Genomic DNA, 26,164 nt, shown 5'->3' on the forward strand with positions numbered 1-26,164 from the left:
AATCCGCCCGGACAGCCCTAGTGCAAAGCCCGAAATAAACAGCTAATCTCGACCCCGCACGCTAGCCGAGGGGCCGCGCGCAGCGCAAAAAGCAACCACGCGCCGCGCCCCAAAAACCCATAAAAAGACCACACGGCGGCGGCAGAAAAGCACCCCGGAGCACCCCTTGAAAAACTCAGCAACATCATCGAAATCGACTGAAGACTGGATCGCCCGCAGCCTGCGCGCGGTCTGGCATCCCTGCACGCAGATGAAGCATCACGAGCGCCTGCCGCTCTTGCCCATCGCGCGCGGTCAAGGCGCATGGCTCTACGACCGCGCCGGTCATCGCTATCTCGATGCGATCAGCTCGTGGTGGGTCAATCTGTTCGGCCACGCGAACCCGCGCATCAACGCGGCCCTCAAGGATCAGCTCGATACGCTCGAGCACGCCATGCTCGCCGGTTGCGCGCACGAACCCGCTATCGAACTCGCGGAGCGCCTCGGCGCGCTCACTCATAACACCTTGGGTCACGCGTTCTTCGCCTCGGACGGCGCATCCGCCGTCGAAATCGCGCTGAAAATGAGCTTCCACTCGTGGCGCAATCGGGGCTTCGCCGACAAGCAGGAATTCGTCTGCATAGCGAACAGCTACCACGGCGAAACCATCGGCGCACTCGGCGTTACGGACGTCGCGCTGTTCAAGGACGCCTACGATCCGCTGATCCGCAACGCCCACGTCGTCGCGTCGCCCGACGCGCGTCTCGCCGAAGCGGGCGAAACCGCTGCGGACGTCGCCCGTCGCGCGCTCCAACACGTGCGCTCACTCTTTGAAACACGCGCGACAAAAATCGCCGCGCTGATCGTCGAGCCGCTCGTGCAATGCGCGGCCGGCATGGCCATGCACGACGCGTCATATATCGCCGGTTTGCGCGCGCTCTGCGACCAGTACGGCGTGCATCTGATCGCAGATGAAATAGCCGTCGGCTGCGGGCGCACGGGCACCTTCTTCGCGTGCGAGCAAGCGGGCATCTGGCCGGACTTTCTGTGTCTGTCGAAAGGCATTAGCGGCGGCTATCTGCCGCTTTCCATCGTGCTCTCGCGCGATGAAATCTTCGACGCCTTCTATCACGACGACACCGCTCGCGGCTTCCTGCACTCGCATTCGTACACCGGCAATCCGCTCGCGTGCCGCGCGGCGCTCGCCACGCTCGATCTGTTCGCGAGTGACAACGTTCTGGCAGTCAACGCGCAAAAGTCGGCAAAGCTGAAAGCCGCGCTCGCGCCGCTCGCGGAGCACGCGCACGTGCGCAATCTGCGTCAGTGCGGCACAATCTTCGCCTTCGACGCAGCGATAGAAAACCTTCAGCATGCCAAAACATTCTCGCGCCGCTTCTTCGAAAACGCGTTGCAACGCGAGCTGCTGCTGCGCCCTATTTCGACCACGGTGTATCTGATGCCGCCATACATTCTCGACGACGAAGAACTCGCGCTACTCGCCTCGCGCACGCGCGAAACGTTCGACGCAACGCTCGCGGAGATCCGCTAATGCATCTTCTCGACAAGCTCGCGCAAGGCCTGAAGGAAATCGACGAACGCGGTCTGCGCCGCCGACGCCGCACGGCCGACACGCCCTGCGCCGCCCACACGACGGTCGACGGCCGCGAGATCATCGGCTTCGCGAGCAATGACTATCTTGGGCTCGCCGCGCATCCGCAACTGATCGCGGCCATCGCCGAAGGCGCACAACGTTATGGCGCGGGCAGCGGCGGTTCGCATCTGCTCGGTGGCCACTCGCGCGCGCATGCGCAACTCGAAGAAGACCTGGCTGAATTCGTCGGCGGGTTCGTGGATGCACCACGCGCGCTCTACTTCAGCACCGGCTACATGGCGAATCTCGCGACGCTCACCGCGCTCGCGGGCCGCGGCACCACGCTTTTCTCCGATGCGCTGAATCATGCGTCGTTGATCGACGGCGCGCGTTTGTCGCGAGCGGATGTGCAGATCTATCCGCACTGCGACACCGAAGCATTGAGCGCGATGCTCGACGCGTCGGACGCGAATGTCAAAGCGATCGTCTCCGACACGGTGTTCAGCATGGACGGCGATATTGCGCCACTGCCGCGTCTCGTCGAACTCGCGGAACAGCATGGCGCATGGCTGATCGTCGACGACGCGCACGGATTCGGCGTGCTCGGTCCGCAAGGCCGCGGCGCGGTCGCAGAAGCCGCGTTGCGCTCGCCGAATCTCATTTCAATCGGTACGCTCGGCAAAGCGGCAGGCGTCTCCGGCGCATTCGTTGCTGCGCATGAGACGGTGATCGAATGGCTCGTGCAGCGCGCGCGTCCTTATATTTTCACCACGGCTTCCGTGCCCGCTGCCGCGCATGCGGTGTCGGCGAGTCTGCGCATTATCGGGGGCGATGAAGGCGATGAACGTCGCGCGCACCTTCGGCAATTGATCGAACGCACGCGCACGATGCTCAGGAGCACGCCGTGGATTCCGGTCGATTCGCATACCGCCGTGCAGCCGCTCATCATCGGCGCGAACGAGGCTACGCTCGACATCGCGGCTTCGCTTGATCGCGCAGGTCTCTGGGTGCCGGCGATCCGTCCGCCGACCGTGCCCACCGGCACATCGCGTTTGCGCATATCGCTGTCGGCCGCGCATTCGCATGCGGATCTCGACCGGCTCCAGGCGGGCTTGCAACAGGCAGGAGCGCAAGCCGCATGACGTCCACGAATTCCGCACTGTCCCTGTTCGTCACTGGCACCGACACGGAAATCGGCAAGACGTTCGTCTCTTCCGCATTGTTGCGCGGCTTCGTTCGCGAGGGCCTGCAAGCCGCCGCGATGAAGCCCATCGCCGCGGGCGCGTTCGAGCTGAACGGCGAACTGCACAATGAAGACGCGGATCAACTCGACGCGGCATCGAACGTGTTGCTGCCGCCGGCGATCCGCACGCCGTATCTGCTGAAGGAGCCCGCGGCGCCGCATATCGCGGCGGCGCTGGAGAACGTCACATTCGATATCGAGCATATCGTCGCTTGCCATGCGCAGGCGCTGAAGCGCGCGGACGTCGTCGTAGTGGAAGGCGTCGGTGGTTTTCGCGTGCCGCTGACTGCTACGCACGACACCGCCGATCTCGCCGTCGCGCTGAAGCTGCCGGTGGTGCTGGTGGTCGGCATGCGCCTCGGCTGCATCAGCCACGCATTGCTCACCGCCGAAGCCATCGCCGCGCGCGGGCTCACGCTCGCCGGCTGGGTCGCGAATCGCATCGATCCGGACATGACTTTCCCCGACGAAAACATCGCGTCGATCCGCGAGCATCTCGCGCGTGAACATGACGCACCTTTGCTCGGCATCGTGCCGAATCTGAGCCCGGCATCGCCGGAACTCGCGGCTGATCAGCTCGACATCAACCAGCTATTGCAGACGCTGCGTCACGCGCAGCGCTGAATCGACCATCACATCCACTCATGAGGATTGACGACATGACGCAACTGAACATCGCTGTGGCGCCTGCCGATACGGCCGTCGCAAACAACAATGCCAATGCCAACCCACACGCAGCAGCGGGCAAGCAGGTCGCGCGCTGGCGCGTTGCCGACATCGTCGCGTTGTACGAGCTTCCGTTCAACGACCTGATGTTCCGCGCGCAGCAAACGCATCGCGAGCATTTCGACGCGAACACCGTGCAGTTGTCGACGCTGCTGTCGATCAAGACCGGCGGCTGCGAGGAAGATTGCGCGTACTGTCCGCAGTCGGTGCATCACGATACAGGCTTGCAAGCCGACAAGCTGATGCCCGTCAACGAAGTGCTCGCCGCCGCGAAGGTCGCGAAGGACAATGGCGCGACGCGCTTCTGCATGGGCGCCGCGTGGCGCAATCCGAAAGACCGACATCTCGAGCCGATCAAGGACATGATCCGCGGCGTGAAGGCGATGGGTCTCGAAACCTGTGTGACCCTTGGCATGCTCGAAACGCATCAGGCGCAACAACTGCGCGAAGCGGGCCTCGACTACTACAACCACAACCTCGACACGTCGCCCGAGTTCTACGGTCAGATCATTTCGACGCGCACGTATCAGGACCGTCTCGACACCCTCGAACGCGTGCGCGACGCGGGCATCAACGTGTGCTGCGGCGGGATTGTCGGACTGGGCGAGTCGCGCCGCGAACGCGCGGGCCTGATCGCGCAGCTGGCGAACATGGAGCCGTATCCGGAATCGGTGCCGATCAACAATCTGGTGCAAGTGGAAGGCACGCCGCTCACGGGCACAGAAGCGATCGACCCGTTCGAGTTCGTCCGCACGATCGCGATTGCACGCATTACGATGCCGCGTGCGATGGTGCGCCTCTCAGCCGGCCGCGAACAGATGGACGAAGCATTGCAGGCAATGTGCTTTCTCGCCGGCGCGAACTCGATTTTCTACGGTGATCAGTTGCTCACCACGAGCAACCCGCAAGCGGAAGCGGACCGCAAGCTGCTCGAACGTCTAGGAATTCGCGCCGAGGCCGCGCAGCAAATGCCGCTCGATAACAGCGGCTGCGAGCATGGTTGCGAACATGGGAAAAGCGCACCCGCTGCTGCGCCGAACTGAGCGCATGCATCGCGCGCAGTGAAATGCACGCAATAGAAAAGGCCGCTTCGAAGTTGAAGCGGCTTTTTAACTGGTGACCGTCGAAAATCACTTCCTGTCGACGATGATCTGATCGAACGTTCCGCCATCGGAGAAATGCGTTTGCTGCGCTTTCTGCCAGTTGCCGAACATCTCTTCGACGGTGAACGTCCTGATCGGCTTGAACTCCGCCGCGTGCTTCGCGAGCACGTTCTTGTCGCGCGGACGAAGATGATGCTGCGCGATGATCTCCTGGGCGGCCGGCGACCACAGGTAGTCGAGATACGCCTGCGCTTCCTTACGCGTGCCGCGTTTGTCGACCACCTTATCGACAATCGACACCGGCGGCGCCGCGAGCAGACTCACCGACGGATACACCGCTTCAAAATTACCCGCGCCCACGCCGGTATTCATCAGCGCGACTTCGTTCTCGAACGTGACGAGCACGTCGCCGATGCCGCGCTGCGTGAAGGTCGTCGTCGCGCCGCGGCCGCCCGTGTCGAGCACCGGCACATTTCTGAAGATGGCTTTTTCGAAGTCAAGCGCCTGCGCGTCGGTGCCGCCGTGCTGCTTGCGATAACCCCACGCGGCGAGATACGTGTAGCGTCCGTTGCCCGAGGTCTTCGGATTCGCGATCACCACTTGCACGCCAGGCTTGGCGAGATCGTCCCAGTCCTTGATGTGCTTGGGATTACCCTTACGCACGAGGAACACCATCGTGGTGGTGTACGGCGCGCTATCGTCGGGCAGACGCGTGCGCCAGTTCGTGGGTACCAGTTGGCCTTTTTCCGCGAGAAGGTCGATGTCGTTCGGCTGGTTCATCGTCACGACGTCGGCCTGCAAGCCTTGCAATACCGACAGCGCCTGCGCGCTCGACGCGCCATGCGACTGGCGGATCGACACGCTCTCGCCGCTCTTCTGCTTGTATGCGGCGATGAAGCCGGCGTTGATGTCCTTGTATAGCTCGCGCGTCACGTCGTACGACACGTTCAACAGCGACGCATCCGCGTGAGCCGTGGACATGCCGCCGAGCGCGAATGTGATTGCCGTAAAGCCGACCGCCAGCCAGCGCGATGTCCCGGTCTTGCCTGCCATGTTGTCCCCGCTATCGATGAATAACCTGTGGCCGCGCAATCGCGCAGCGTGAAGCGGGATTCTAGCGGACCGCCGGTTTTACGCCGGCTGCGCCGCGCGGTTGAGGACCCATGCGCAAGTATTGACCCGCGCGGGCAACCAACGCGTCAAACCAACGCGTCAAACGAATGCGTGCTGCGCAATCTCGAACGCTTCGTCGCGAAAACGCAGCGGCGCCGCGCAGTGCACCAGCGTGTCGATGAAATACTTGGCCCGCGGCCACGGTCCGAATCCGGCCGCGGTATTGATATGCCCCGCGTCGCCCAGATTGACGAACGCGCTGCCGAAACGCTGCGCGAGTTCGCGCGAACCGGCGAGCGGCATCCACGGATCGGTTTCGCTGCCGATCAGAATGGACGGCACGCCCAGGCGGCGCGCTTCGAACGGTCCCGCGAAGGCGAATTTTTGCGGGCTGGCGGGCGCGACGAACAGCACGCCGACCACATCGTTTGCGTACGATGCATGCTGCAGCGCATGTGCGGCCGCGAGGCAACCGAAGCTGTGTGCGGCCAGCACGAACGGCCCCCGTTCGCGCGCGAGCAAATCACGCAGCGACTTCGCCCAACGCGCGACGTCCGGCGCGTCCCAGTCCGCCTGTTCGACGCGCAGCGAGCGCGCGAACTGGCGCTCGAGCCATGTTTGCCAATGTGCGCCCTCGCTGCCGTGCAGGCCGGGAACCGTCACGAGCCGCGGCGGCCAGGGCGATCTGGTGCATGAAAGCATGTCTGTCCCTCGCAACGGGAAACCGGATGGCCATTGTCTCGCCGTGCTTCGCGTCTACGAACCAAGTTTTTGTGCTTTGTTTATGGGTTGAATGCGTGAGGGTTGCCAACGGCAACGCGCGAGCCGCATCGGGGTATGAAGCGCATAACATGCACGGTCGTGCGCAATCGCGCGAGATTTCTGGCGAAAAAGTAGAATGAAGCCTACCCAGAAAAGGAGGAGGCCTCATGTCGTCAGCGCCGTGCGCCGCGCCGCAGCCGTCGAAACTCTCGCAGCCGCCATGCCGCGCCTGTTGCGCCTGTTGCGCCTGTTGCGCGAACGGGCACGAGCGTGCACGCATCTGCGGGGCAGCATGAAAATCCTCTTCTACATGCCGAACGCCGAAGCCGCTGTCTGGTTGCACGACTTCGCCCGTGCGCTGCCCGAAGCCGACCTCCGTGAATGGCAGCCGGGCGACACGGCACCCGCCGATTTCGCCGTCGTATGGCGGCCGCCGCGTGAAATGCTCGCCGGCCGCAGCGACCTGCGCGCGATCTTCAATCTCGGCGCGGGCGTGGACGCGATTCTCGCGCTCGAACGCGAGCAACCCGGCACGTTGCCGCGCAATGCGCAGTTGATCCGGCTCGAAGACACCGGCATGGCGCCGCAAATGGCCGAGTATGTGACGCATGCAGTGCTGCGCTATCTGCGTCGCTTCGACGAATATCAGACGCTCCAAAGCGAGCGCCGCTGGCAAGTGCTCGACCCGCATCCGCGCGAGACATTCACGGTTGGGGTGCTGGGACTCGGTGTGCTCGGCGCACACGTCGCGCAAACGCTCGCGGCATTCGGCCTGCCGGTGCGTGGTTATAGCCGTAGCGCGCGGCAAGTCGAAGGTATCGTCACGTTTGCCGGTGAAGCGCAGTTCGATGCGTTTCTCGATGGCGTGAAGGTGCTCGTGAATCTGCTGCCGCATACGCCGGATACCGCCGACGTGCTGAACGCGCGCGCGTTTTCGAAGCTCGCGCGTGGCGCGTATCTCGTCAACGTTGCGCGTGGCGGGCATCTTGTCGAAGGTGATCTGCTCGATGCATTCGCGAGCGGCCAGCTCGCCGCGGCCACGCTCGACGTTTTCCGCGAGGAGCCGCTGCCGCAGGATCATCCGTTCTGGCAGGAGCCGCGCATTACGATCACGCCGCACACGTCCGCGCTGACGTTGCGCGAAGAAAGCGTCGCGCAGGTCGCGGCGAAGATCGTTGCGCTGAAACGCGGTGGGACTGTCAGCGGTGTGGTGAATGTCGAACGCGGGTATTGACATCGTCGGTTACATTGACGGAGCACCGCGATGGTGAGTTTATATGGGACCGGAGTAAGCGCTGAAGCGCTAACTCTGGTCGACTACGTTGTATGGGACCAGAGTAAGCGCTGAAGCGCTAACTCTGGTCGACACTGGAGGCAATCATGGTTCTGCCGCAGCAAGTCAAAATCGTCGAAGTCGGCCCGCGCGACGGCCTGCAAAACGAGAAGGAATTGGTCCCGACAGCCACCAAGGTCGAACTGATCAACCGGCTGTCCGCGGCCGGCTTTCGCAACGTCGAAGCGGCCTCATTCGTGTCGCCCAAATGGGTGCCGCAGATGGCCGACGGCGCCGACGTGATGGCTGGCATCGAGCGCCGGGCCGGCACGATCTATTCGGTGCTCACGCCGAACCTGCGCGGCTTCGAAGGCGCACTCGCCGCGCGCGCCGACGAGATCGTGATCTTCGGCGCAGCGAGCGAAGCGTTCTCGCAGAAGAACATCAATTGCAGCATCGCGGAAAGCATCGATCGATTCGCGCCGGTCGTGCAAGCGGCCAAGGAGCATGGCCTGAGGATTCGCGGCAGCGTCTCCTGCGCGCTCGGCTGTCCATATCAAGGCGACGTGCCAGTCTCGTCGGTGGTCGATGTAGTGCAGCGCTTCGCAGCGCTCGGCTGCGACGAGATCGACATCGCGGATACGATCGGCGTCGGCACGCCGAAGCGCACGCGCGAAGTGTTCGAAGCCGTGACCGCCGTGTTTCCCCGTGAACGTCTGTCGGGCCACTTTCACGACACCTACGGCCAGGCGCTCGCGAACATCTACGCGGCGTTGTTAGAAGGCATCGAGATTTATCACGCTTCGGTGGCGGGGCTCGGCGGTTGCCCGTATGCGAAGGGCGCGACCGGCAATGTCGCGACCGAAGACGTGCTGTATCTGATGAACGGCCTCGGCATCGAGACCGGCATCGACCTCGCGCAAGTCGTGGCAATCGGCGATTTTATTTCGACGGCAATCGGCCGGCCGAATGTCTCGCGCGCCGGCAAGGCGCTGCTCGCCAAGGCGCGCAGCGAGGCGGCCAACTGCGTGTGAGCTTGCTTCGAACGCCTCGCTCAAGACAATGGCTAGACATTCAGACAATCAGGATCTGACACGATGACGGACCACGCATTCCTCGACTCGGACGACTTCACCGCATTGCCGGACTCCGCACGCCGCGTCGCGCTGTTGCTACGCGAGCGCGGTCACGCGGGGCGGATCGTGATGCTGCCGGAAACCGGCAAGACTTCCGCCGAAGCCGCCGCCGGGCTCGGCTGCTCGGTCGCGCAGATCGCGAAATCGATCCTGTTTCGCCGACGCGAAGACGATGCGCCGGTGCTCGTGGTCGCGAGCGGCGCGAATCGCGTCGATGAAAAGAAGGTGGCCGCGCAAGTCGGTGAAATTGGGCGGGCCGACGCGAAGTTCGTCCGCGAAAAAACCGGCTATGCGATTGGCGGCGTGTGCCCGGTCGGTCATGCGGTCGAACCGGTCACACTGATCGATGAAGACCTGCTCGCACTCGACAGCCTGTGGGCCGCCGCGGGCCATCCGCATGCGGTGTTCAATCTGACCGCGCAGGAGTTGCTGGCATTGACGGGCGCGCCGGTGGTCGATGTGGCGCTGCGTGAGACGGCTTGACGCGATGACAGCGGGCGCTAACAAGACAACAGGGGCAACGGCGAGTGCAACGGCGAATGCGTCGGATGGCGGCGTGCCGTCGCCTTGCATCAACGTGTGCCGGATGGATGCGTCGACGGGATGGTGCGAAGGTTGCCTGCGCACCATCGACGAAATCGCGGGCTGGTCGATGTTCGACGACGACGCCAAGCGCGCGGTCTGGGACGCGCTCGACGCGCGTCATGCCGAGTTCACGTTAAAGCAGGCGAAGGTGCAACGATGAACGCGCCGCCGCGCATTGTCCGCATCGGCGAGACCTTCAGCGCGACGCTCGGGTTGTCGGCGGATTCTGTGAAATCGTTCGCCACGCTCGTCAACGATCTGAACCCGCTGCATCACGACGAAGCGTATGCCGCGCAAAGCCGCTTCGGCGGTCTCATTGCGTCCGGCACGCAGCCCACAGCGCACTTCATGGCGCTGCTCGCCACGCATTTTTCGACTTACGCGCAGCCGCTCGGGCTCGAGTTCGATATCAAGCTGAAGAAGGCCGCGCACGCAAACGACACGCTCACCATCACCTGGCACGTGCGCGATGCCTACTGGAAGCCGAGCTTGAACGGCGATCTGACGCGTCTCGAAGGAACGGTGGTGAACCAGCGCGGCGAACTCGCGTTGATCGGCACGTCGACCATTCTCGTGATGCCGAAACCCGAAGCATCGGTGGAAACGCCCGCGGGCGCCGATGCAGGCACCGGCACGCTATGACGCCGCTCCCGGAATCGATCCGTGTCTTCGAGCGCGGCTGGCTTTCGTCGAACAATGTGCTGCTGATCGACGACGAGTACACGGCCATCGTCGATACCGGTTATGCGACGCATGCGCATCAAACGCTTGCGCTTGTGCGGCAGGCGCTCGGCGACCGGCCGCTCGATCTGATCGTCAACACGCATCTGCATTCGGACCATTGCGGCGGCAATGCGCTCTTGCAGTCGGCCTGGCCGTGCCGCACCGTCATTCCCGCCTCTGAAGCCGATGCCGTACGAGCTTGGGACGAAGCGCGCCTGACGTTTCGCGCGACCGGGCAGACCTGCGAGCGCTTCGGGTTCACCGGAACGATTGCCCCAGGCGCGACGCTGCGGCTCGGCGCGCTCGACTGGCAGGTGCTGGGCGCACCCGGCCATGATCCACATTCGCTGATGCTCTACTGTGCGGACCAACGCGTGTTGATCAGCGCGGACGCATTGTGGGAAAACGGCTTCGGCGTGATTTTCCCGGAACTGGAAGGCGAAAGCGGTTTTGCCGAAGAACAGGCGGTGCTCGAAACCATTGCAGCGCTGGACGTGCGCGTCGTGATTCCCGGCCATGGCGCGCCTTTTACGAATGTCGAACAGGCGCTGGAGCGGGCTTTTTCGCGCGTGGCTTGGCTGCGCGCCGATCCCGCGCGCAACGCGAAGAACGCACTCAAGGTGCTGATCGTCTTCAAGCTGCTCGAAGTCCGCGAGATGAGTTTCGCCACACTGCTGCAAATGCTCGACGACGCCGCGGCGATGCGCGCGGCTGCTTCCATGCTCAAACCGCGGGCAGATTGGCCCGCGTTGCTGCAAGCAATTGTTGAGGAACTGGCCGCCGGGAAAGGGCCGCTAACGGTGGACGGCTCACGTGTCGTCGCGCGGGACGCGGTGCAACGGGCTTGAGCGATCAGGCTGGAAGCGGAGCGGGCAAATCGTCGCCGCAAAAAGAAAGCCGCTCGACCTGTCAAGGCGAGCGGCGGAAATTCTGTCGGACGTGATCAGCGTCTGCTTGAATGATACGCGCGCGCGATTTTTGACCGCATCAGTGATTTCCCTACAGATGCTTGACGGCGGCTGTTAACCCGCATAAACGCCAGCGTGATAGAGGCGGCGTGAGCCAGGCGTCTGCCCCACCATTAATCCGCTGATATGAACAAACCGCGCGCCAGTTGCTTTGCAATCCGTAGCATTGGAACCCGCCACATCGACGGGAAATGCAGCGCCTAGACCGACGGCACGCGCTTTTGCGGGACGATCCGCCAGCCGAGATTCACGCCGGCTGCGGCAATCAGAATCAGCACCGCGCCCAGTACCTGAATCCAGGCAAGCGTCTGCCCAAACGCAATCCGGTCGACAATGATCGCCACCACCGGATAGATGAACGACAGCGCGCCGGTCATCGAAGTGGGCAGCTTCTGGATCGCGCCGTACAGCAGCACGTACATGATGCCGGTATTGACCACGCCCAGCACGATGAGCTCGAGCCATTGCATGCCAGTGGCGGGCAGCGCGTCGAAGCGCACGAGCGGCGCGAGCATTACCACGCCGAGCGACACCTGAATCAACGCGATCAGATGCGGCGGCGTGCCCTTCAATCGCTTGGTGATGATCGACGACACCGCATACATTGCCGCGGCGCCGACCGCATACGCGACGCCGACCAGGTATTGACCCGGCACCGCCAGCACCGCCGGCTCGACCTTCACGACAAACACGAGGCCGACGAAAGCGACGAGCAGCCAGACCACCGTCGACGCGCTAATGCGCTCGCGAAACACCAGCGCGCCGAGGGCGACGAGCATGAACGGCTGCGTGTTGTAGACCGCCGTCGCCATCGAGATCGACGCGCGCGAATACGCCGCGAACAGCAGCACCCAGTTGATGACAATCGCCGCGCCGCCGAGCAGCGCGAGCCCGAGCATCTTCCATGAGAAGAGCTTGCGCCTGAAGAGGCCGAGCACGGCACACACGAGTGCGAGCGTCGCGCCGCCGAAAATGCAGCGGAAGAACACCACGTTGAACTCACTTTGCTGCGACGACACCACCAGCCAGCCGATGGTGCCCGACATCAGCATCGCCATGCTCATCTCCGCCGCGCCGCGTCGAATTTCGTTTGAAGCCATGATTCGATCCTCGAATTGATTCCTGCATGCGAAGCAGTGTAATTAATCCAATGGCGCGAATACATGGCTAAACTGAAGCGTTACTGCGACCAAACCTCATAATCGAAGGCCGTTATGACGAAACGCCTTGCCCCCTCAGCGCCTGCGTCGCTCGATGAAACCGACCGCGCGCTCCTCGCCGCGCTCGCCGAAGACGCGCGCCGCCCGGTCAGCGAACTGGCGCGCCTGATTGGGCTATCCGCACCGAGCACGGCCGAGCGCATCCGGAAGCTCGAAGCGCAAGGCGTGATCGAGCGCTTCACGGTGCAGCTCGATCCGCGCGCGCTCGGCTTCACGCTGCAAGCCATCGTGCGCGTGAAGCCGTTGCCCGGCCAGTTGCATCTGGTGGAAGAAGTGATCCGGCGGATTCCGGAGTTTGTCGAATGCGACAAAGTGACGGGCGACGATTGCTTCATCTGCCGCCTCTATCTGCATTCGATCGAACAACTCGACGAGATTCTGTCGAAGGTGACGGAGCGCGCGGAGACCAGCAGCGCGATCGTCAAGTCGACGCCGGTCGCGCGCCGCCTGCCGCCCCTCGCTTAAGCGCGCAACGCTTACCGTTCGAGCGCTTCGAAAAAGGACAGCATTTCGGCGACCAGTTCGTCCGGCGCCTCTTCGGGTATGTAGTGCCCGCAAGACAGCGAACGGCCGCTCACGTCGCGCGCCACGTGACGCCATTCGGTCAGCGCGTCGAAGCATTTTTCGATCACGCCTTTGTCGCCCCACAGCACGCGCAAAGGGCAACCGATCTTGTGCCCACGCTCGATGTCCGCGCGATCGTGCTCCAGGTCGATGCTCGCCGACGCGCGGTAGTCCTCGCACATTGCATGCACGGCGCCCGGTTGCGCGAGCGCCGCGCGGTAGGCATCGAGCGCGGCCGGATCGAACGGCGCGAGGCCCGCGTGACGGCCGCCGATCACCGCATCCACGTAAGCGGCCGGGTTCGCGCCGATCAGCGTTTCGGGCAGCGGCTCGGGCTGGATCAGGAAGAACCAGTGGAAATAATGCGTGGCGAACGCGCGGTTGGTCGCTTCGTACATGGCTAGCGTCGGCGCAATGTCGAGCAGCATCAAACGTTCGACGGCGTCGGCATGATCGAGCGCCATGCGGTGCGCGACGCGCGCGCCGCGATCGTGCGCGCAGACAAGAAAACGCTCGAAGCCGAAGTGGCGCATCACGGCGACCTGATCCGCGGCCATCGCGCGTTTCGAATACGGCATGTGCTGCGCGTCGCTCGGCGGCTTGCCCGATGCGCCGTAGCCGCGCAGGTCGGTGGCGATGACCGTGAAGTGCCGGGCCAATTCCGCCGCGCATCGCGCCCAGATCAGATGCGACTGCGGATGACCGTGCAGCAGCAGAAGCGGCGGCCCTGCTCCGCCCTTCACTCCGAAGATATCCGCATCGCCCGCGACGACGCGAAAGGGCGTGAAATTCTCGAAGGACATAGCAGGGTCTCGTGTCGTTTGCAGTCAGTGCATTGTAAAAGCCCAATGTGTCCGCACCGGGTGGGATAACCCACGCAAGCATAGAAGCTGAACACTCCTTCCAACCGTTCAAGGCGAACCGGCGAATGTCAGCCGTATGCTTCGCCTATAATCGAACGACCGTTCTTAAACGTTCGAGCGGCCCTGTCCGGCTGCCCGCTTCAACGCGGCGCGAGCCGCATGTCGCTAAACTCATCAATAGCCGGGCGCTTCGCATGCACCGGTTCGTCAATCAGGAGACCCGCACTATGGCATTGCCCGCCGTCCTGCAAAATCTGGCGCTGCCTGTCGTCGCCTCGCCGATGTTCATCGTCAGCTATCCCGAACTCGTGCTGGCGCAGTGCAAGGCCGGTATCGTCGGATCGTTTCCCGCGCTGAACGCGCGCCCCGCCGAACTGCTCGACGAGTGGCTTACGCAGATCCAGGCGCAGCTCGCCGAATACAAGGCGGCGCATCCTGATGCGGTCGTCGGACCGATTGCCGTCAACCAGATCGTCCATCAATCGAATACGCGGCTCGAACACGACGTGCGCGTGTGCGTCGAGCACAAGGTGCCGATTTTCATCACGAGCCTGCGCGCGCCGGCGCGCGAGATCGTCGATGCGGTGCATAGCTACGGCGGCATCGTGCTGCATGACGTGATCAATCTGCGTCACGCGCAGAAGGCGCTCGAAGCGGGCGTCGACGGTTTGATCCTGGTGGCGTCGGGCGCGGGCGGCCACGCGGGCACGACTTCGCCGTTCGCGCTGGTCGGCGAAGTGCGGCGCATTTTCGACGGCCCGATCGTGCTGTCGGGCTCGATTGCGAACGGCGGCTCGATTCTCGCCGCCCAAGCGATGGGCGCGGACCTCGCCTACATGGGCACGCGCTTCATTGCGACGAAAGAGGCGCATGCGGTCGATAGTTACAAGCAGGCAATCGTCGACTCGACCGCATCGGACATCATCTACACGAACCTGTTCACCGGCGTGCACGGCAATTACATTCGCGAGAGCATCGTCAATGCCGGGCTCGATCCAGAAGCGCTGCCCGAATCCGACAAGACCAGGATGAACTTCGCCAGTGACAAGGCGAAGGCATGGAAAGACATCTGGGGCGCGGGCCAGGGCGTCGGCCTGATGGACGACGTGCCGAGCGTGAGCGAACTGGTCAAGCGTCTGTCGAAGGAATACGACGACGCGAAGGCGCGACTGGGCATCGCGCGCTGAGGGTTTCGGACGTTTGCAAAGGCGAGCCTTGCTCGCCTGCTTGCGCCTCCCGTTTGCACGTCCTGCTTGCACCTCCTGCTTCTACCTACATATTGCGGCGATACTGCCCGCCCACTTCAAACAGCGCGTGCGTGATCTGTCCGAGCGAACACACGCGCACCGCATCCATCAACACCGCAAAGACGTTTTCGTCGTCGATCACCGCGCGTTGCAGACGCTCGAGCGCGGCAGGCGCGGCTTTGCGATGCCGCGCCTGAAAATCGCGCAGACGTTTCAACTGGCTTTGCTTTTCCTGTTCGGTGGAGCGGGCAAGCGCAATTGGTTGCGGCGCTTCATGCGGATGCGTGCTCAGAAACGTGTTCACGCCGACAATCGGATACGAGCCGTCATGCTTGCGATGCTCATACAGCATCGACTCATCCTGGATGCGCCCGCGCTGATAGCCCGTCTCCATCGCGCCAAGCACGCCGCCGCGCTCGGTTAGCCGGTCGAATTCGGCGAGCACGGCTTCTTCGACGAGATCTGTTAGTTCCTCGATCACGAAGCTACCCTGATTCGGATTCTGGTTCTTCGCGAGCCCCCATTCACGGTTGATGATCAATTGAATCGCCACTGCGCGGCGCACCGATTCCTCGGTGGGCGTGGTGATCGCTTCGTCGAACGCATTGGTGTGCAGCGAGTTGCAGTTGTCGTAGATCGCGATGAGGGCTTGCAGCGTCGTACGGATGTCGTTGAAGTCGATCTCCTGCGCGTGCAGGCTGCGCCCCGACGTCTGCACGTGATACTTCAGCTTCTGGCTGCGTTCGTTCGCGCCGTAGCGCTCGCGCATCGCGATGGCCCAGATGCGCCGTGCCACACGGCCGAGCACCGTGTACTCCGGGTCCATGCCGTTAGAAAAGAAGAACGACAGGTTCGGCGCGAAATCGTCGATCGACATGCCGCGCGCCAGATACGCCTCGACATAGGTGAAGCCGTTCGCGAGCGTATAAGCGAGTTGCGAGATCGGATTCGCGCCGGCTTCGGCAATGTGATAGCCCGAGATCGACACCGAATAAAAATTGCGCACGCTGTGCTCGACGAAGTACGCCTGAATATCGCCCATCACTTTGAGGCTGAACTCGGTCGAAAAGATGCACGTGTTCTGGCCTTGATCTTCTTTCAGGATGTCGGCCTGCACTGTGCCGCGCACGTTTTGCAATGCCATGCGGCGAGTCGCGGCGAATTCGTCTTCGGTCAGGGGACGCGCTAGTTGCTGCTCCTTGCGTGCGATCTGCTGATCAATAGCCACATTGAAGAACATCGCGAGGATGGTCGGCGCGGGGCCGTTGATCGTCATCGACACCGATGTTTCCGGCGCGCACAGGTCGAAGCAGTCATAGAGCGCGTGCATATCGTCGAGCGTCGCGACCGATACGCCCGAGTTGCCCACCTTGCCGTAGATGTCCGGGCGCTCATGCGGCTCTTCGCCGTACAGCGTGACTGAATCGAACGCGGTCGAAAGACGTTTGGCCGGCATGCCTTCGGACAGCAGCTTGAAACGCCGGTTGGTGCGTGAAGGATCGCCTTCGCCGGCGAACATCCGCGTCGGGTCTTCGTTCTCGCGGCGGAATGGGAACACGCCTGCGGTGAACGGGAAGTAACCGGGCAAATTGTCGAGCATCAGCCAGCGCAGAATTTCACCGTGATCGGCGAATTTCGGCAGCGCGACTTTGCGGACCTCGGAGCCGGATAAGGTCGTGACCGTGAGCGCGGTGCGAATTTCGCGGTCGCGAATACGGACCACGTGTTCAGCGCCGGAATAAGCGGCTACGGTTTGCGGCCACGCGTCGAGCAGTTTGCGCTCACGCTCGCCGAGGGCGGCGGTGCGGTCGGCGATGAGCGCGTCAAGCTGGGATTCGGTGGATTGCGCGCGGTGCGTTGAAGCAGTGGTGGGGGCGGCTTCCTGGTCTGCGCCAATCGCGCCGGTTGCATGCGCAACTGTGACGCTTGAGCTCGGGTTTGCACCGACGCCTGGACTGGGACCTGGGCCCGAGCTAGCTCGTGCCTCTGTGCTCGCCTCCGCAAGCATCCGGCGCGCTTCGACAAGTTGCCAGCGCTCGCGCGCGATCCGCGCTTGCTCATCGGCTCGCTCGCGATAAGCGTGGATGGTCAGCGCGATCTCCGCCAGATAGCGCACGCGTGCGGGCGGCACGATTGCATGACGGCTGCTGGAAAACCGCGCGTCGGCGGACACGGACAGACGGCCGCCGCCCGCGCGCAGGCCGTGCTTGCGCAGCGCTTCGGTGACATGCAGGTAAAGCGCGGTCACGCCGTCGTCGTTGAAGCGCGAAGCGATCGTGCCGAACACCGGCATCGCGTCCGGCGACTTCGCGAAGTCCGCGCGATTACGCTGCACCTGCTTCGCGACGTCGCGCAAAGCATCGGGCGCGCCCTTGCGGTCGAACTTGTTGATCGCGACGAAGTCGGCGAAATCGAGCATGTCGATCTTCTCCAACTGACTCGCCGCGCCGAACTCGGGCGTCATCACATACAACGATACGTCGACGAACGGCGCTATCGCCGCGTCGCCCTGACCGATGCCGGACGTCTCGACGACGATCAGATCGAAGCCGGCCGCCTTGCACAGCATCAGCGCGTCGGGCAACGCGTCGGAGATTTCGCTCGACGCCTCGCGCGTCGCCATCGAGCGCATATAGACGCGCGCGCCGCCGCCCCAATCGCCGATCGCGTTCATGCGGATGCGGTCGCCGAGCAGCGCGCCGCCCGACTTGCGGCGCGACGGGTCGATGGCGAGCACCGCGATGGTCAGCGCGTCGCCGTAATCGAGCCGAAAGCGGCGGATGAGTTCGTCGGTCAACGACGATTTGCCCGCGCCGCCCGTGCCAGTAATGCCGAGCACGGGGACATCGACCGCCTTCGACAAGACGGAAAGCCTGTCGCGCTCGGACGACGCAATGCTGCCTGCTTCGAACGCGCTGATCAGTTGTGCGAGCCGGCGGAAAGCGAGGGAGGTTGGGTCCTGGGAATCTGCGGCGCCCGATTTGCTCAAAATATCTCGCGCACCGCTCGCTTCGTCGCGGATGACGGTGCCTGTGCCTGTGCCTGTGCCTGTGCCTGTGCCGACGCCGACGCCGACGCCGTGTTCCGCGTTTAACTCCAGACGCGACAGCGGTTGCACGTTCAATCCGTCGATCCATTCGCCGACCGCACCGACCCGCGCTGCCGCGCTCTCATGCGCCACCGATGCACAGCGCGCGATCATGTCGTCGATCATCCCTTGCAGACCGAGCCGCTGACCGTCGTGCGGCGAATAGATTTTTTCGACGCCGTACCGCTCGAGTTCGACGATTTCTTCCGGGACGATCACGCCGCCGCCGCCGCCGAATACCTTGATGCGCTCGCCGCCGCGCGCTCGCAACAGATCGACCAGATAGCGGAAATATTCGTTGTGGCCGCCCTGGTAACTCGACACCGCGACGCCGTCCGCGTCTTCCTGCAACGCGGCGGTCGCGACTTCATCGACGGAACGGTTGTGGCCCAGGTGAATGACCTCGACGCCGCTCGCTTGCAGGATGCGCCGCATGATGTTGATCGATGCATCGTGCCCGTCGAACAGGGCCGCGGCGGTGACGAAGCGCAGTCGCCGGCCCGCGGGCAGCTTGTGGCTGACGGCGCGCCGCGGCGTGGACAGATCGGTCATGTCTCCCCCAGATCGTTACGCTGTATGCGTGTATGGGTGCTGGCAACCAGTATAGCGAAATGGGTCGCGGCGGCTTACGCGCACCGCCGCACGGGGAGTGGGCTTGGGGCTAGTGGGACGCTTTGGCCGCTTAGCCGCCTGAACAGCTGTTCGAGTCGCCTGGGCTGTTTCGGCTGTTTGGGCTGTTTGGGCTGTTTGGGCCGCCTCTCACACGCCGGACGCTCGCTAGGCTCCGACGCCCTTTTGTGCCTACCGTCCCGCCAGCGCCTTGATCTGTTCGAGCGACGGCCACAGCGATTCGTTCGCGAACCGGTCAGCAAGGAAATCCACGAACGAACGCACCTTCGCCGACAGATGACGGCGGCTCGCGTAGACCACATGGATCGGTAGCTCGCGCGGCGGCACTTCATCGACGAGTATCGGCACGAGACGCCCCTGGGCCAGATCGGCGCCAATCACTTCCGTGCCGAGCAGCGCGACGCCCGCGCCTTGCAGCACCATCACGCGTTGCGCTTCCAGGTGATTCACGATCAGATTGCCCGACAGACGCACGCGCGCGGCGTCGCCGGTCGCCTGAACGACGTCGAGCGCCGACACGCCCGCGTATTGCAGAAAGTTGTGGCGCGCGAGATCGGCGGCCGTCTTCGGCGTGCCGCGCCGGCGCAGATAGTCCGGCGACGCGCACAGCAGCAGATGCGCCATCGCGATCTGCCGCGCGATCAGCGAAGACGACTTCAAGCCGCTCGGCGAAGCGCGGATCGCGACATCGAAGCCCTCGTCGATCAACTCGACCACGCGGTCCGACAACGTTATATCGACGGTGACCTGTGGATACTGCGCTGCGTAGTCGGCGACGGCAGCCATGACGTGACTCAATCCGAACGCCGATAGCGACGACACCCGCAAACGCCCTTGCGGCACGACGCTCGCCGCGCCAACCACCTGCTCGGCTTCCTCGAGTTCGGTGAGCACCTGGCTCAGACGCTCATAGTATTCGCGGCCCGCCTCGGTCGGCGCGACGCGGCGCGTCGTGCGGTTCAGCAAGCGGGCGCCGAGCTGCTGTTCGAGATGCATCACATGCTTGCTCGCCATCGCCGCCGACATCTCCATCCGGTCAGCCGCGCCGACGAAGCTGCCCACTTCGACCACTTGCCGAAACACTTTCATGCTGACGAGGGTGTCCATCCGAATCGCTCGCTCAAGGATTTAATCGGCGTCATTTTGCACGGTTTATCAAGAGCCGGTAGGCAAAGGTAGCGTGCGAGCGTGGCGGAATGTCGGAACGCAAAAGCCCGCGTTCAAGAGGAAGCGGGCTTGCGGTTCTGGCGGAGTTTGTTGCGAAGGGTTGGCGAAGTCTGTTGCGGCAGTCGTTGCGACATACCTTGCGGTTGCCCTTGCCGCATACCTCGCGGCACGGCTGGGCTGCGACTGCGACTGCTGCTGGACCGCGGCACGGCTGCAGTTGGCGACTGCGGCACCGCTTGCGGCCACTGTCCCGCACGCTCGCATCCAGCCGTCAAACGCGGCGCCCCGGCAAGCCGGGCCGCCGCGCGGCATGTCGAGCGACGCAGCGACGCCTAGAACTTCGCGCGCAAGCCGACGCCATAAGTGTTGCCGCTCGACTGGCTGCTGATGTGGTCGTACAGATAAGCCGCGTAGACGTCCGTGCGCTTGGACAGCGGGTAGTCGTAGCCGATCGCCGCCGTCTGACGCGTCTGGTCGAAGCCGCCGCCGTCGCGCGAGTATGCATAGGACGCCATCACCGTGCCCGGACCCGCCGGCACCGAGACGCCGCCCTGCGCCGTGTTCACGTGCCAGCTCGTCAATGTCTGGTCGTTGTGGGTGTACATGTACTGGCCGAACAGTTTCACGTACTTCAGGTCGTACGACACACCGACCTGCGCCACGCTCTGCGCCTTCAGGCCAGGCACGCCCGACGAGTCGAAGCTGCCCAGATCGCCCGGTGTGTTGTTGAAGTTCACGTACTGATACACCGCGGTCGCTGCGAACGGGCCGTGGAAATACAGCACCTGGCCGCTCCATTTCTTCGCGCCGTTCTGCGTCGTGTTGCCGAGCGCGTACATCGCGCTCGCCGACAGACCGTTGAAGTTCGGCGACTGATACTGCACCGCATTGTTCCAGCCGGAGTCGCCGGTCACACCCTGATCGGTCGAATACGTCGGGAACGTACCGAGGCCGAGGTACACGTGATAGACCATCGGCGAAAAGACGTACGAGTCGATGAACGGGTTGAACAGAATCGTCGACACGAACAGTTCGGTGGTCAGACGGCCGGCCGTGACCGTGCCGTACGGCGATTCGATACCGACGTACGCGTTGCGCGAGAACGTCGTATCGCCCGTGAATCGGCCGTACTGACCGTTCTGCGCGCGGAAGAAACCTTCCAGCGTGAAGATCGCCTTGTAGCCGTTGCCCAGATCCTCGGCCCCTTTCAAACCCCAGTACGACGTCGACATCCCGCCGCCGGACACCTGCACCGCGTTCTTGCCGCCGGGGAATTTCTGCGCGCCGACCCATTCGTCGACCTGACCGTAAAGTTGCACGCTCGATTGCGCAAAAGCAGACGATGCACTGGCCAGCAAAGCGGCACACGCGGTTGCCTTGACGGCGGTTTTCAGCGCACGGCTGATGCTTGTTTTCATGGGTTCTCCTGTCTTTGTCAAAAGGGTGTGGCTGTGCGAAAGGGGGAACTCGCGCGAACTATTGTTGTTGTCCGGTTGTTGTTGTCGGTTCTTGTCAGTTCAGTCATCGAGCTAATCTGGGCGGGATCATCTTTGCGGACCATTTTTATAAACAAAAATAACGCTGGTTATTGCCGGTATATCGGTCTGATTAGTTTTGTCGCTTATCGGCCTGCTAAAGACTGTGTGGTCAGCCTGTTCGCGGTGCCGCCGCGAAAGCCACGATGTCGCGCGAAGCCACGCTCGCGCGGCGCCTGTCGGTTCATAACGCTTCAAACGACGCGCCGCTGACGCGCCGCCGCATACACATTCAAATTTGACGACGGGACGCGGCGCGCTGCCGAATGTTTTCAAAAAAGTGTGGCGTCGAAACGTCAGATTGCGCGCCTGCTTTCGAAGCGCGCTAGCGCGTGATGCCGGTGTCAAGCGGATTGAAAGATACGAAGGTGAAAAGCGCCGCGAGCAACGAGCGTTGCCCGGTATTGAGCACAAGCGAAAAACGCCGCGCGCGAATCAAGCTTAATTGCGGTAGGGAGAACCTTCGGGCGGACGAGCGTCGTCGCCTTGGCGCTGAATCGCGCGCATCGAGCCGCGTTCTTCGTTATAACGAGCGACGTCGGCGCGGATCGAACCGGAGCGAACTGGCGCATTGCCTTGGGGCCGCGGTCCTGGGCGCGACTCCGCGCTAACCGGCGTCAACGCGCCGGCATACGACGGGATGCCGCCGCGGCCGTCGCCGGGATAAGCACCCGGTCCGGCGACACGATGCAGGCCTACGCTCGGCGCGCCGTCGCGGCCGACGTCGCGGTTGACGTAATTGCCATGGCCATAGCTGTCCGCGATGAACTGCGCGCCGCCGTGGGGCAGGCCCGGCCCTTTCGCGTAGGCGAACGAGCACAGCGCGACGATAAACGCGCCCCACGCCCAGTGCTTCGTTCTCGACAACCCGTCCACCAGTGACTCACTTGCCCGAAGACTTGCCTGAAGCCCACCGTTCGAGCTGCGATGGACTTGTTGTGGGACTGGCACGGGCGCTGCGCACAAGTCGCGGCGCGGGGGCATCCCGACGGCCTCTGAAACGGTAATTTATGGGCACTGGCAAAGGGTGTCGAGCCAAAAAGTGTTAGGCCTCGACCGCCGTTGTAACACCTTGTTACTGCGACGTTTTTCTACGACATAACCCTTGCGTAAACCGCCTGAAGCCGCTCGTTGACCGGGACTCCTCGCGTTCGCGGAACGCGTAGCGGACAAGGCCGGGAGCCGAGCTGCCGACGTGGCGGCTGGCCGACTGTCAGAGAGCGAAAACGCAAGAGCTCGGGACAGCTGAATGCGGGACCATCCGCGCACTGCTCCCATTCGCGCAGTTCCTCCGGAATGCGCGCCGGTCATCAATCGATTCAGTAAATGAATTTGCGTTTTTAATCGCTTTGGCAGGACAATAGTCGTTTTCCCTGGCATGAAGCGACGGCACGCAAAGCGACGCGGCGCTTCGCGCACGCGCCTTGCGTGCCATTCCGCATCACCGATTTGAGACCCCGACATGGCCCGTCCGAAACTGCTTCCCGACAACTTCACCTTGTGCCTCGTCGGCACCGTGATACTCGCCAGCTTGCTGCCGGTTCGGGGGCAGGCCGCCGTGGGGTTCGACTGGGTGACGAACGTGGCGGTCGGCCTGCTGTTCTTTCTACACGGCGCGAAGCTTTCGCGGGAAGCGATTGTTGCGGGCGCGACGCATTGGCGCCTGCATGTAGTCGTGCTGCTCAGCACGTTCGCGCTGTTTCCGCTGCTCGGCCTCGCGCTTAAACCGCTCCTTTCGCCACTTGTCACGCCTGCGCTCTATGCCGGGATCCTCTTCCTCTGCACCTTGCCATCGACGGTTCAGTCCTCTATCGCGTTCACGTCCATTGCCAAAGGCAATGTGCCGGCCGCCGTATGCAGCGCGTCGGCCTCCAGCCTGCTCGGCATCTTCATAACGCCCGCACTCGTCAGCGTTCTCGTCACGAATCAGGCGGCGGGCGGTAGCTCCCCTTGGCACACCGTGGGCAATATCGTGCTGCAATTGCTGGTGCCGTTCGTGGCCGGCCAACTGCTGCGCCCGTTGATCGGCAAGTGGATCGAGCGGCATCGCGGCGTGCTGAAATTCGTGGATCAAGGCTCCATTCTGCTGGTGGTGTACGGCGCCTTCAGCGAGTCCGTGACCGAAGGCCTGTGGCATCAGATTCCGCTCTCCGCGCTCGGCGGGATCGTGCTGATCAGCGTCGTGCTGCTCGCGCTCGCGCTGGCCGTCACGATTTTTGTGAGCAAGCGGCTCGGCTTCAGCCGCGCGGACCAGATCACCATCATCTTTTGCGGCTCGAAGAAAAGCCTTGCCGCCGGCGTGCCCATGGCCAAAGTCATCTTTGCCTCGCAGGCGGTGGGCGCCGTCGTTCTCCCGCTGATGCTGTTCCACCAGATCCAGCTGATGGTATGCGCCGCGCTCGCGCAGCGCTGGGGCGCCCGCGACACCACCGGGGAGACTCGCGCCGCGCGCGAGCGGACTGCCGCCGCCGTCGCTCGCCGTTGAATACGCGCGCAATGCAAATAGGACATTCATAAGCGCCCTCCCTGAGCGTCGTTTTCGAAAAGCCGCCTTGCGCGGCTTTTTGTTATTTCACGCGCAAACGCCGCCGTTGTCGCCTCGGCCGGATGGCATAAGCCGGTTCCTGGTAGCACTGAAGGACGCGCACCACGCACCATCTCGGTGCAACGCTTCACCAAAAGTTCACTTAATTCTCGGCACGGCAGGTCGATAAGCCGAAGGTCCATCGCTACGCCGACCTGCCATGCAACCTCGCTTGCCCTCCCGATCCGCCGCGCCGCGCGTCGAAGAGTTGATTGCCCGGCGCGACCTGTCCGCCGTGTTCCAGCCAATCGTCGACTTCGAAGACGGCGCGATTCTCGGCTACGAAGGCCTGATTCGCGGGCCAGCCGGCACGTCACTGGAGGCGCCGTTCGCGCTGTTCTCGCAAGCGCTCGCCGAAGGCTGCACGATCGAACTCGAACAGGCCGCCGCGCGCGCCTGCATCGACGCGTTCGCGCGGCTTGGCTACGACGGCAAGCTGTTCCTCAACTTCAGCGCGGGCGCGCTCCGGCGTCTGGCCGAGGCGCCCGACGACACGCTCGCGCTGCTGCGCCATCGCGGCGTCGAGCCGCAGCGCATCGTGATCGAGTTGACGGAGCAAAGCACGATTCCCGATGTCGGCAGCTTTCTGCCGGTGATCGCGGCGCTGCGCGCGGCAGGTGCGCAGTTCGCACTCGACGATTACGGCACCGCGAACGCCAGCATGAATCTGTGGGTGCGGCTGCAACCGGACGTCGTGAAGATCGACCGCTTCTTCATTCACGACATCGCCTGCGATCCGCTCAAGTTCGAAGCCGTCCGCGCGATGCAGCACTTCGCCAGCGCTAGCGGCGCGCGTCTCGTGGCAGAAGGCATCGAAAACGAGGCGGATCTGATCGTGGTGCGCGACATGGGAATCGGCTGCGGGCAAGGCTTTTTCTTCGGCCGTCCGCATGCGCAGCCGGCACGTAAAGTCACCGACGACGCCCGCGACGCGCTGCGAGCCGGCCACATCGCCGTGTTTCCCGAGGCAACGCGCACGCTCGGCGGCGCATCGCCGTCGGGCGGCATGGCCTCAGAAAAGATGCTCGTGCACGCGCCAGCACTACCGCGCCAGGCGACCAACAACGACGTGCTCGAACTCTTCAACCGTCTCCCAGATCTGCACGCGGTCGCGGTGGTCGAACATAACGAGCCGGTTGCGCTGATCAACCGTCGCAGCTTCATGGACCGCTACGCGTTGCCGTATCACCGCGAGCTGTTCGGCAAGCGGCCCTGTTTGCTGTTCGCCAACGCCTCGCCGGTCGTGATCGAGAAATCGATGACCGTCGAACAGATGGCCAAGCTCCTCGCGAGCGACGATCAGCGTTATCTCGCCGATGGCTTCGTCATCACCGAAAACGGCAAGTATGCCGGCCTCGGCACCGGCGAGAATCTGGTGCGCGCGGTGACAGAAGTGCGCATCGAAGCGGCGCGCTACGCGAACCCGCTGACTTTCCTGCCGGGCAACATTCCAATCAGTTCGCACATTGCGCGGCTCGTCGGCAATCACGCCGGTTTCTACGCCTGCTATGTCGACCTGAACCACTTCAAGCCCTTCAACGATCAGTACGGCTACTGGCAAGGCGACGAGGTGCTGAAGTTCGCGGCCGCAGTGCTCGCCGACGTGTGCGATCCGATGCGCGATTTTCTTGGCCACGTAGGCGGCGACGATTTCCTGATCCTGTTTCAGAGCGACGATTGGCGCGAGCGCGTGCTGCGCGCGATTCACGTGTTCAACGAAGGCGCGCAACGCTTCTATGCGCCTGCCGACCGTCTCGCTGGCGGCATCCACGGTGAGGACCGGCGCGGCAATCCGACCTTCTTCGGTTTCGTGACAATGGCGATCGGCTGCGTGCGCGTGGAGCCGGAGCCGGCCGACGGCGCGTCGCTCTACAACAGCGAGGAAATCGCCACCGTCGCGGCGCTGGCGAAGCGGCGCGCGAAGCTGGAGACGGGCGGCTTCGTGCTGATCGACGCGGATGAAAGCGTGGCCTTGCTGCGCGGGCAATCAGAAGCGGCGGCGCTGCCCGTCGACTGAGGACCTCCGCCAAACACCGGTGCCGGCGCATGTTTAGTCGTTTTTAC

The 26,164-nt window shown here is 63.4% G+C and carries 22 protein-coding genes; 14 read left to right on the forward strand and 8 right to left on the reverse strand.

Annotation, left to right across the window (positions count from 1 at the left end):
• Positions 1 to 166: 166 nt before the first annotated feature.
• Genes bioA through bioB form a run of 4 tightly spaced genes read left to right on the forward strand, consistent with a single transcriptional unit; the run spans position 167 to position 4,582 of the window.
• Positions 167 to 1,528 carry an adenosylmethionine--8-amino-7-oxononanoate transaminase gene (gene bioA, locus C0Z16_RS10750; protein WP_102632124.1) on the forward strand — a complete coding sequence of 454 codons (1,362 nt, stop codon included), beginning with the start codon at positions 167 to 169 and terminating at the stop codon, positions 1,526 to 1,528.
• Positions 1,528 to 2,712: an 8-amino-7-oxononanoate synthase gene (gene bioF / locus C0Z16_RS10755; RefSeq protein WP_102632125.1), complete on the forward strand. Its 1,185-nt coding sequence runs from the start codon at positions 1,528 to 1,530 to the stop codon at positions 2,710 to 2,712. Before bioA ends, bioF begins: the two co-directional genes overlap by 1 nt.
• Complete coding sequence (bioD, locus tag C0Z16_RS10760) at positions 2,709 to 3,437, forward strand: dethiobiotin synthase (RefSeq protein ID WP_102632126.1); 729 nt, start codon at positions 2,709 to 2,711, stop codon at positions 3,435 to 3,437. Before bioF ends, bioD begins: the two co-directional genes overlap by 4 nt.
• A 35-nt stretch (positions 3,438 to 3,472) precedes the next feature.
• Complete coding sequence (gene bioB, locus C0Z16_RS10765) at positions 3,473 to 4,582, forward strand: biotin synthase BioB (RefSeq protein ID WP_102632127.1); 1,110 nt, start codon at positions 3,473 to 3,475, stop codon at positions 4,580 to 4,582.
• Between the two features lie 87 nt (positions 4,583 to 4,669).
• Here the strand turns inward: bioB and C0Z16_RS10770 are convergent, their stop codons facing one another.
• Entirely contained in the window at positions 4,670 to 5,695 is a 1,026-nt protein-coding gene (locus tag C0Z16_RS10770) for a sulfate ABC transporter substrate-binding protein (RefSeq protein ID WP_102632128.1), read from the reverse strand.
• Positions 5,696 to 5,854: 159 nt separating this feature from the next.
• Positions 5,855 to 6,457: an RBBP9/YdeN family alpha/beta hydrolase gene (locus C0Z16_RS10775; protein ID WP_102632129.1), complete on the reverse strand. Its 603-nt coding sequence runs from the start codon at positions 6,455 to 6,457 to the stop codon at positions 5,855 to 5,857.
• Between the two features lie 352 nt (positions 6,458 to 6,809).
• Between C0Z16_RS10775 and C0Z16_RS10780 the strand changes: the two genes are divergently transcribed.
• The 6 genes from C0Z16_RS10780 to C0Z16_RS10805 all read left to right on the forward strand — a co-directional run bounded on the left by C0Z16_RS10780 (position 6,810) and on the right by C0Z16_RS10805 (position 11,082).
• Complete coding sequence (locus tag C0Z16_RS10780) at positions 6,810 to 7,751, forward strand: 2-hydroxyacid dehydrogenase (RefSeq protein ID WP_102632298.1); 942 nt, start codon at positions 6,810 to 6,812, stop codon at positions 7,749 to 7,751.
• Between the two features lie 146 nt (positions 7,752 to 7,897).
• On the forward strand, positions 7,898 to 8,824 hold the full coding sequence (locus C0Z16_RS10785; protein WP_102632130.1) for a hydroxymethylglutaryl-CoA lyase: 927 nt from the start codon (positions 7,898 to 7,900) through the stop codon (positions 8,822 to 8,824).
• 63 nt (positions 8,825 to 8,887) lie between these two features.
• Positions 8,888 to 9,409, forward strand: a complete 522-nt coding sequence (locus C0Z16_RS10790; RefSeq protein WP_102632131.1) for a YbaK/EbsC family protein — start codon at positions 8,888 to 8,890, stop codon at positions 9,407 to 9,409.
• Between the two features lie 4 nt (positions 9,410 to 9,413).
• Positions 9,414 to 9,671, forward strand: a complete 258-nt coding sequence (locus C0Z16_RS10795) for a DUF1289 domain-containing protein (RefSeq protein WP_102632132.1) — start codon at positions 9,414 to 9,416, stop codon at positions 9,669 to 9,671.
• Positions 9,668 to 10,153 carry a MaoC family dehydratase gene (locus C0Z16_RS10800; protein ID WP_102632133.1) on the forward strand — a complete coding sequence of 162 codons (486 nt, stop codon included), beginning with the start codon at positions 9,668 to 9,670 and terminating at the stop codon, positions 10,151 to 10,153. The genes C0Z16_RS10795 and C0Z16_RS10800 overlap by 4 nt, the downstream gene beginning before the upstream one ends.
• Complete coding sequence (locus tag C0Z16_RS10805; protein WP_102632134.1) at positions 10,150 to 11,082, forward strand: MBL fold metallo-hydrolase; 933 nt, start codon at positions 10,150 to 10,152, stop codon at positions 11,080 to 11,082. The genes C0Z16_RS10800 and C0Z16_RS10805 overlap by 4 nt, the downstream gene beginning before the upstream one ends.
• A 320-nt stretch (positions 11,083 to 11,402) precedes the next feature.
• On the opposite strand, the gene C0Z16_RS10810 is transcribed toward C0Z16_RS10805, so the two are convergent.
• Positions 11,403 to 12,302: a DMT family transporter gene (locus C0Z16_RS10810; RefSeq protein ID WP_102632135.1), complete on the reverse strand. Its 900-nt coding sequence runs from the start codon at positions 12,300 to 12,302 to the stop codon at positions 11,403 to 11,405.
• Between the two features lie 114 nt (positions 12,303 to 12,416).
• Here C0Z16_RS10810 and C0Z16_RS10815 point away from each other — a divergent pair, with 114 nt between their 5' ends.
• On the forward strand, positions 12,417 to 12,887 hold the full coding sequence (locus C0Z16_RS10815; protein ID WP_102632136.1) for an Lrp/AsnC family transcriptional regulator: 471 nt from the start codon (positions 12,417 to 12,419) through the stop codon (positions 12,885 to 12,887).
• A gap of 11 nt (positions 12,888 to 12,898) precedes the next feature.
• Here the strand turns inward: C0Z16_RS10815 and C0Z16_RS10820 are convergent, their stop codons facing one another.
• Entirely contained in the window at positions 12,899 to 13,789 is an 891-nt protein-coding gene (locus C0Z16_RS10820) for an alpha/beta fold hydrolase (RefSeq protein WP_102632137.1), read from the reverse strand.
• 287 nt (positions 13,790 to 14,076) lie between these two features.
• On the opposite strand from C0Z16_RS10820, the gene C0Z16_RS10825 reads away from it, so the two are divergent.
• Positions 14,077 to 15,036, forward strand: a complete 960-nt coding sequence (locus C0Z16_RS10825; RefSeq protein ID WP_102632138.1) for an NAD(P)H-dependent flavin oxidoreductase — start codon at positions 14,077 to 14,079, stop codon at positions 15,034 to 15,036.
• Positions 15,037 to 15,121: 85 nt separating this feature from the next.
• Here C0Z16_RS10825 and C0Z16_RS10830 read toward each other — a convergent pair whose 3' ends face one another.
• The 4 genes from C0Z16_RS10830 to C0Z16_RS10845 all read right to left on the reverse strand — a co-directional run bounded on the left by C0Z16_RS10830 (position 15,122) and on the right by C0Z16_RS10845 (position 22,392).
• A complete protein-coding gene (locus C0Z16_RS10830; protein ID WP_102632139.1) occupies positions 15,122 to 18,736 on the reverse strand; it encodes a methylmalonyl-CoA mutase family protein in 3,615 nt (1,204 codons plus the stop codon).
• A 249-nt stretch (positions 18,737 to 18,985) separates the two neighbouring features.
• On the reverse strand, positions 18,986 to 19,921 hold the full coding sequence (locus C0Z16_RS10835) for a LysR family transcriptional regulator (protein ID WP_102632140.1): 936 nt from the start codon (positions 19,919 to 19,921) through the stop codon (positions 18,986 to 18,988).
• Positions 19,922 to 20,313: 392 nt separating this feature from the next.
• Positions 20,314 to 21,399, reverse strand: a complete 1,086-nt coding sequence (locus tag C0Z16_RS10840; RefSeq protein WP_102632141.1) for a porin — start codon at positions 21,397 to 21,399, stop codon at positions 20,314 to 20,316.
• Positions 21,400 to 21,957: 558 nt separating this feature from the next.
• A complete protein-coding gene (locus C0Z16_RS10845) occupies positions 21,958 to 22,392 on the reverse strand; it encodes a hypothetical protein (protein ID WP_102632142.1) in 435 nt (144 codons plus the stop codon).
• 586 nt (positions 22,393 to 22,978) lie between these two features.
• Between C0Z16_RS10845 and C0Z16_RS10850 the strand changes: the two genes are divergently transcribed.
• Complete coding sequence (locus tag C0Z16_RS10850; RefSeq protein WP_102632143.1) at positions 22,979 to 24,001, forward strand: bile acid:sodium symporter family protein; 1,023 nt, start codon at positions 22,979 to 22,981, stop codon at positions 23,999 to 24,001.
• A 259-nt stretch (positions 24,002 to 24,260) separates the two neighbouring features.
• Positions 24,261 to 26,117, forward strand: coding sequence for an EAL domain-containing protein (locus C0Z16_RS10855; protein WP_102632144.1), 1,857 nt, complete (start codon positions 24,261 to 24,263; stop codon positions 26,115 to 26,117).
• Positions 26,118 to 26,164: the final 47 nt, after the last annotated feature.

It is taken from the genome of Paraburkholderia rhynchosiae (assembly GCF_002879865.1).
Classification (GTDB): domain Bacteria; phylum Pseudomonadota; class Gammaproteobacteria; order Burkholderiales; family Burkholderiaceae; genus Paraburkholderia; species Paraburkholderia rhynchosiae.